Source organism: Cyanobacteria bacterium QS_8_64_29, assembly GCA_003022125.1.
Classification (GTDB): Bacteria; Cyanobacteriota; Cyanobacteriia; order Cyanobacteriales; family Rubidibacteraceae; genus QS-8-64-29.
In genome coordinates this window covers 21,016-27,153 of sequence record PXQH01000028.1, presented here as the reverse complement: position 1 = coordinate 27,153, position 6,138 = coordinate 21,016, and the positions used below count along the sequence as shown (strand labels likewise).

The following is a 6,138-nucleotide window of genomic DNA, read 5'->3' as shown; positions in this document are numbered from 1 at the left end:
GAAATAGCCCGTGGAGGGGATGTGCCGGGGCGCCTTAGGGCGCTAGGTGGCACCTAATGAAGCGGGAATCGCCGTCCTTTAGGGCGGCGAGGATGTCAATGCGCACCCGATGCAACCGGCGCGGCAGGCAGGCGATCGCGAGCCCGCCTTAGAATAGAAGTATCCCTCAACCACGCGAACTGCACGCGCGATCGCCATGCGTTTTGCCCGCTTGCTCGCCTTGCCCGCCCTTGCCGCTCTGGTGGTAGGCGGCACAACCGCGGCAGCGCGCGCCGAGACGCTGACTGTTTCCCCCTCGAGCTCAGAGACGCTAACCGCAAGCGGGCGCTCGGGCGGTTCGGTTGCCAGCGACAACTGCGGCGTGATCGCCCAGTCGCCCAACCAAACGCTTCGCGTGACCGAGCGGGTCAATCGCATGAAGTTACAGGTCCGAGCCCAGGGCGGGCAGCCCACGCTGTTGGTCCGCGGCCCAGAGGGCGAGTTCTGCGCGCTGGCCAGCGAGTTCTCGGGCGGGCCGCAAATGTCGGGGATCTGGCAAGCCGGGACGTACCGCATCTACGTCGGCGAGCAGGGCCAAGGCTCGCACCCCTACACGCTGCGCTTATCGCGCTAGTTAGGCCTACTCGTCGGCCTGGCGCGCCGAAACATCCACAGCTTCAACATCAACCGTGCCCTGGGGCGTTATGCGCTCAAACGCCCGGTTTTGGACTTGCAGGGTCTCGCCGCAGCTAGGGCAGCGGCACTGGGTGTTGTTGAACCCGGCAAACTCGTAGCCGCAAATCGGGCAGCGATCAGCAACGACCTTCCAGCGCAACCACAGGCGGAACCCCGTCCAGGCAAGGGCAGGGAGCGCAACCGAGGCGACAATGGCAATTAGCAGGGCGTTGACCACCCAACCTAACCCCAGCGATCCCAGTACCCAGGCGCCCAGTAGCAGGGTCAGCAAGCAGCCGCCACCCGGGAAACCGAGCTGTAGCCGCGTCGGGAATTGCTGCTTCACGGTGGCCTCCTGAAGCTCCCCCGATGCCCTCTATCCTAGATCGGTTGCGCTCGCTAAAACCTAAAAGCGCGATCGCGGCCGAGCCGGATCGCGCTGCGCTGGGCTCGCTCGTGCGCCCGGCAACCTAGAACAGGCCCAGGGTCAGCGATTCATCGAGGGGATAGGTCGCGCCGATGCCCAGCCAAATAGTTACGACCGTGCCAAACAAGAATGCGCCGGTCGCAACGGGGCGGCGGAAGGGGTTTTGGAACGGATTGACGTTCTCAATAAAGGGCACCAGCAGCAATCCCACCGGGATGGCAGCCATGCCAGCAACGCCCAGCAGCTTGTTGGGCAAAATGCGCAGAATTTGAAAGGCCGGGTAGAGGTACCACTCCGGCAAAATCTCTAGCGGCGTCGCAAACGGATTGGCCGGCTCCCCTCGCATGACCGGGTCAAGAACCGCCAAGCTAACGCATAGGCCAATCGTGCCCAGGATGACGACCGGAAAAACGTACAGCAGGTCGTTGGGCCAGGCAGGCTCGCCGTAGTAGCTGTGGCCCATGCCCTTGGCAAGTTTCTCGCGCAGTTGCGGATCGCTTAAGTCGGGTTTTTTGACAGGCATCGCTCGCGTTCTCCCCTAGTTGCAATCACTTCGGTGCAGCGGCCGCCGCTCGCGCTTACAACGGCCCCGAGATGCCCTGCTTGCGGATCATCAAAAAGTGCAGCAGCATAAAGACTGCAATCAGCCAGGGCAAAACGAAGGTGTGCATGCTGTAGAAGCGGCTGAGCGTCCCTTGACCGACACTAGCACCGCCGCGGATGAGCTCAACCAACGTACCGCCAACCAGCGGAATGGCATCTGGAACGCCCGAGACAATCTTGACAGCCCAGTATCCGGTTTGGTCCCAGGGCAGCGAGTACCCAGTCACGCCAAACGACACCGTAATGACGGCCAAGATTACGCCTGTAATCCAGGTCAGCTCGCGCGGCTTTTTAAAGCCACCGGTGAGATAGACCCGAAACGTGTGCAGGATCATCATCAGCACCATCATGCTGGCGGACCAGCGGTGGATGGAGCGGATCAGCCAGCCAAAGCTGACATCATTCATTAGATGCTGCACTGACGAAAAGGCCTGACCCACAGTGGGCTGGTAGTAAAACGTCATCGCGAAGCCAGTCGCGAACTGAATTAAAAAGCAGGTCAGCGTAATGCCGCCCAGGCAGTAAAAAATATTGACGTGGGGCGGGACGTACTTACTGCTGACATCATCCGAGATGGCTTGAATTTCCAGCCGCTCTTGGAACCACTGGTAAGCCTTGGAGTCCGTGAATTGCTTGGTAAACATGAGGCCAGCTAGCTAGAGGTCGTGTTGCCGATTCGCGCTGTCCCACTGCACGGGGACTATTGCAAGCGCCGCACTCGTCGGGCAGCTGGGCGCACTGGCAAAGGCAGGCGGCAGTTGGCTTCAAGCCCTGCCATCAGGGACGCAGCGCCTCGTTCGCCACTCGCCTAGCCAGCTAAACCGTAACACACCAGCCTGGCCCCAGTGAGGGATTGCCGGGCATGGCTGCTGGCTGCAGCTGCCAGCCAGCAACTAAGCTAGAAAAAGTTTGGGTTAAGGCAAGGGCCCTCCGCTAGAGACCATGATTTGCCTCATTCTGAGACGCTATCTCGGACCGGCCATCCTGGTGGCACTGGCAGTTGCCGCGTGCTGGTTGGGCGGCACGAGCAGCGCGGCCGCTTTGAGCGAAGAGCAACAGGTTTTTGCCCGCGCCTGGCGCATTGTCAATCGCACCTATTGGGACGAGAACTTCAACGGCCAAAACTGGTGGTTCGTTCGCCAGGACTTCCTGGAGCAGGATTGGGCGGATCGCGAGCAGACTTACCAGGCCATCGAGCGGATGCTGGCAACCCTAGACGATCCGTTTACGCGCTTGCTCCGCCCCGATCGCTACCGCAACCTGCAGGTCAACACCTCGGGTGAGCTCTCGGGGGTGGGGTTACAGATCGATATGGCCTCCGAGTCGGGCGCGATCGAAGTGGTTGCCCCCATCGATGGCTCGCCGGCTGCGGCGGCGGGCATCGAGCCGCGCGATCGCATCCTGGCCGTCGATGGGGTCAGCACGAGCGAGCTATCCCTAGATGAAGCCGCCAGCCGCATGCGCGGTCCCAGCGGCTCCCGGGTGCGACTGACAGTCGAGCCCGCGAGCGCGCCCGAGGCCTCGCCGCGAGAGATCGAGCTCGTGCGCGATCGCATCTCGCTCAGCCCGGTGCGGGCCAGCCTGGACCGCCAAAGCGCCTCATTCCCGGTGGGCTACTTGCGCCTGGCGCAATTCAGCGCCAACGCCCGCAGCGAACTCGCCCAGGCCCTCTCAGAGCTAGAGGAACAAGGGGCGCAGGGCTACGTGCTGGATTTGCGCAGCAACCCAGGGGGATTGTTGCAAGCCGGCATCGAGACAGCGCGCTTGTGGCTGGATGAAGGCGAAATCGTACAGATGGTCGCGCGCGAAGGGACCGTGCAACGCTACCGGGCGAGCGGTGACGCGCTCACCGAGGCGCCGCTAGTGGTGCTCATCGACCGCGGCTCGGCCAGCGCCAGCGAGATTTTGGCCGGCGCCCTGCAAGATAACGGCCGCGCCACCTTGGTGGGCGAGCGTACCTTCGGTAAGGGGTCGGTACAATCGCTGTTCGAGCTGCCCGATGAGACGGGCTTGGCTGTCACCGTAGCCAAGTACGAAACGCCGTCCCGACGCGACATTGATGCCTCCGGCATTGTCCCCAATCGGGTCGTGTCCCAAGAACCGCTCTCGCGTGATCGCCTCGCCACCGAGGACGACCGGCAGTACCGAGCGGCGATCCGGTGCCTGCAGGCCCAATCAGTACTGGCCGAGGCAGCACCGTAAAATGCGCCGCCAGACAGCAACTGCATTGCAAGGAGGCTCGGCCATGTTCGCCGGCCAGCGACCCAGCAATTTGGGCGTCCGGGACGGCAAGCTCGCGCCCTGTCCCAGTACGCCCAACTGCGTTAGCAGCCAAAGCCAAGACGCCGAACGCTACATCGATCCCATCAAGTACCGCTGCAGCGCGCAGCAGGCCATGGCATACCTGCAGCAGGCGATCGCGCAAATGCCGCGCACCCACACCGTCACCCAACAGGACCGCTACCTGCACGTGGAGTTCAAAACGCGCCTCATGGGCTTTGTGGACGATGTGGAGTTCTATGTGGATGAGGGCAACGGCACCATCCACGTGCGCTCGGCCTCGCGATTGGGCCGTTCCGATTTGGGCACCAATCGCAAGCGCGTTGAGACCATTCGCGCCCGCTTTGAAGCGCTAGCTGGCTGAACGGTTTCCCACGTCGCAGCAGGTGCCCCGGCGATCTCGCTTGCCGGGTGCTTTCGTTCGTCATTGAGCAATGGCGATTGCTGTTGCTGCTTCCCATAAGGCAGCCTTTTATGTGCCATGCAAACTCACCATGCATCGAGCTGCCGAACGCCGCTGCGTTTCGGGTTAGGATAATTGGCGAGCGTTAGCCTGCGCTAGCGCAAGCTGCACGCCCTGCCCGCCAGAGCACCTGACAGGCACGCAGCTTGGTAAAAGTGGAACAGTCAAATAACCACCTGGATAGCCATGGCAGAAGAGTTTGAAAAGGGACCCATCCAAGACCCAGAAAAGCGCTATCAGCCGGGCGTGATTCCCTACGCCCAGATGGGCTACTGGGATGGCGATTACACGCCCAAAGACACGGACATCCTTTGCGTCTTCCGCGTCACCCCGCAGGAAGGCGTTCCGCCTGAAGAAGCAGCTGCGGCAGTCGCGGGCGAGTCCTCCACCGCCACTTGGACTGTGGTCTGGACGGACCGCCTAACGACCTATACGCACTACCAGGCCAAGGCCTATCACGTCGAACAGGTCCCCGGTCAGAGCAACCAGTTCTTTGCTTATATCGCCTACGACATCGACCTGTTCGAAGAAGGCTCCATTGCCAACCTGACGGCCTCCATCATCGGCAACGTCTTTGGCTTTAAGGCCCTCAAGGCCCTGCGGCTGGAGGACATGCGCATCCCGCCGCACTACATCAAGACCTTCCAAGGGCCGGCCACCGGCATCGTGCGCGAGCGGGAGCGCATCGACAAGTACGGTCGGCCGCTGCTGGGCGCCACCACCAAGCCCAAGCTGGGCCTCTCGCCCAAAAACTACGGGCGCGTCGTCTACGAGGCCCTCAAAGGCGGCCTCGACATGGTCAAAGACGACGAAAACATCAACTCCCAGCCCTTCATGCGCTGGCGGGACCGCTACCTCTACGTCATGGAGGCCGTGCACAAGGCCAATGCCGCCACGGGCGAGGTCAAGGGCCACTACCTCAACGTTACCGCGGCCACCATGGAGGACATCTACGAGCGGGCCGAATTCGCCAAGGAAGTGGGCAGCCCCATCATCATGATCGACTTGGTGGCCGGCCAGTCCGCCATCCAGTCCATCGCCAAGTGGGCCCGCGCGAACGGCATGCTGCTGCACCTGCACCGTGCCGGGCATGCCACCTACACGCGGCAGAAAAACCACGGTGTCAGCTTCCGCGTGATTGCCAAGTGGATGCGCATGGCCGGGGTGGATCACCTCCACGCCGGCACGGTGGTCGGCAAGCTGGAGGGCGACCCCAACATGATTGCCGGCTACTACGACACCCTGCGCGAGCGGCACCAGCAGCCCGATCGCATGAAGGGCATCTTCTTCGAGCAGGATTGGGCGTCCATGCCCGGCTGCCTGCCGGTCGCCTCCGGTGGCATTCACGCTGCACAAGCCCACGAACTCCTGTACTATCTGGGCGAAGACACCATGCTGCAGTTCGGTGGCGGCACCATTGGCCACCCCATGGGCATCGCCGCCGGTGCAACCGCCAACCGCACGGCAATCGAGGCCATTATCCAGGCCCGCAACGAAGGGCGTGACTACTTCAACGAAGGGCCCGACATCCTGAACAAGGCGGCCAAGTGGTGCACGCCGCTCAAGCAGGCCCTCGATACCTGGAAGGACATTAGCTTCAACTACGCCCCCACCGATACGCCGGACTACGCGGCAACGCCCACCGGCAGCTAATGGGGGCAATTTCCGCCGCCTAGGTGCGGACATTCACCGAGCTTGCCAGGCCCGCAGT

General features: G+C 62.5%; 7 protein-coding genes. 4 read left to right on the top strand and 3 right to left on the bottom strand.

Annotated features, from left to right (window positions below):
- Positions 1–196: 196 nt before the first annotated feature.
- Positions 197–613: a hypothetical protein gene (locus BRC58_05410; GenBank protein PSP17781.1), complete on the top strand. Its 417-nt coding sequence runs from the start codon at positions 197–199 to the stop codon at positions 611–613.
- A gap of 6 nt (positions 614–619) precedes the next feature.
- Here the strand turns inward: BRC58_05410 and BRC58_05405 are convergent, their stop codons facing one another.
- The 3 genes from BRC58_05405 to BRC58_05395 form a co-directional block, all read right to left on the bottom strand.
- Positions 620–1,000 carry a hypothetical protein gene (locus BRC58_05405; GenBank protein PSP17780.1) on the bottom strand — a complete coding sequence of 127 codons (381 nt, stop codon included), beginning with the start codon at positions 998–1,000 and terminating at the stop codon, positions 620–622.
- Between the two features lie 124 nt (positions 1,001–1,124).
- On the bottom strand, positions 1,125–1,604 hold the full coding sequence (locus BRC58_05400; GenBank protein PSP17779.1) for a cytochrome b6-f complex subunit IV: 480 nt from the start codon (positions 1,602–1,604) through the stop codon (positions 1,125–1,127).
- A gap of 55 nt (positions 1,605–1,659) precedes the next feature.
- A complete protein-coding gene (locus BRC58_05395; protein PSP17778.1) occupies positions 1,660–2,328 on the bottom strand; it encodes a cytochrome b6 in 669 nt (222 codons plus the stop codon).
- A gap of 298 nt (positions 2,329–2,626) precedes the next feature.
- Here BRC58_05395 and BRC58_05390 point away from each other — a divergent pair, with 298 nt between their 5' ends.
- The 3 genes from BRC58_05390 to rbcL all read left to right on the top strand — a co-directional run bounded on the left by BRC58_05390 (position 2,627) and on the right by rbcL (position 6,080).
- Positions 2,627–3,886, top strand: coding sequence for a carboxyl-terminal protease (locus BRC58_05390; protein ID PSP17777.1), 1,260 nt, complete (start codon positions 2,627–2,629; stop codon positions 3,884–3,886).
- 43 nt (positions 3,887–3,929) lie between these two features.
- Positions 3,930–4,328: a DUF1499 domain-containing protein gene (locus tag BRC58_05385; GenBank protein ID PSP17783.1), complete on the top strand. Its 399-nt coding sequence runs from the start codon at positions 3,930–3,932 to the stop codon at positions 4,326–4,328.
- A 285-nt stretch (positions 4,329–4,613) separates the two neighbouring features.
- Positions 4,614–6,080: a ribulose-bisphosphate carboxylase large subunit gene (rbcL, locus tag BRC58_05380; GenBank protein ID PSP17776.1), complete on the top strand. Its 1,467-nt coding sequence runs from the start codon at positions 4,614–4,616 to the stop codon at positions 6,078–6,080.
- Positions 6,081–6,138 lie beyond the last annotated feature (58 nt).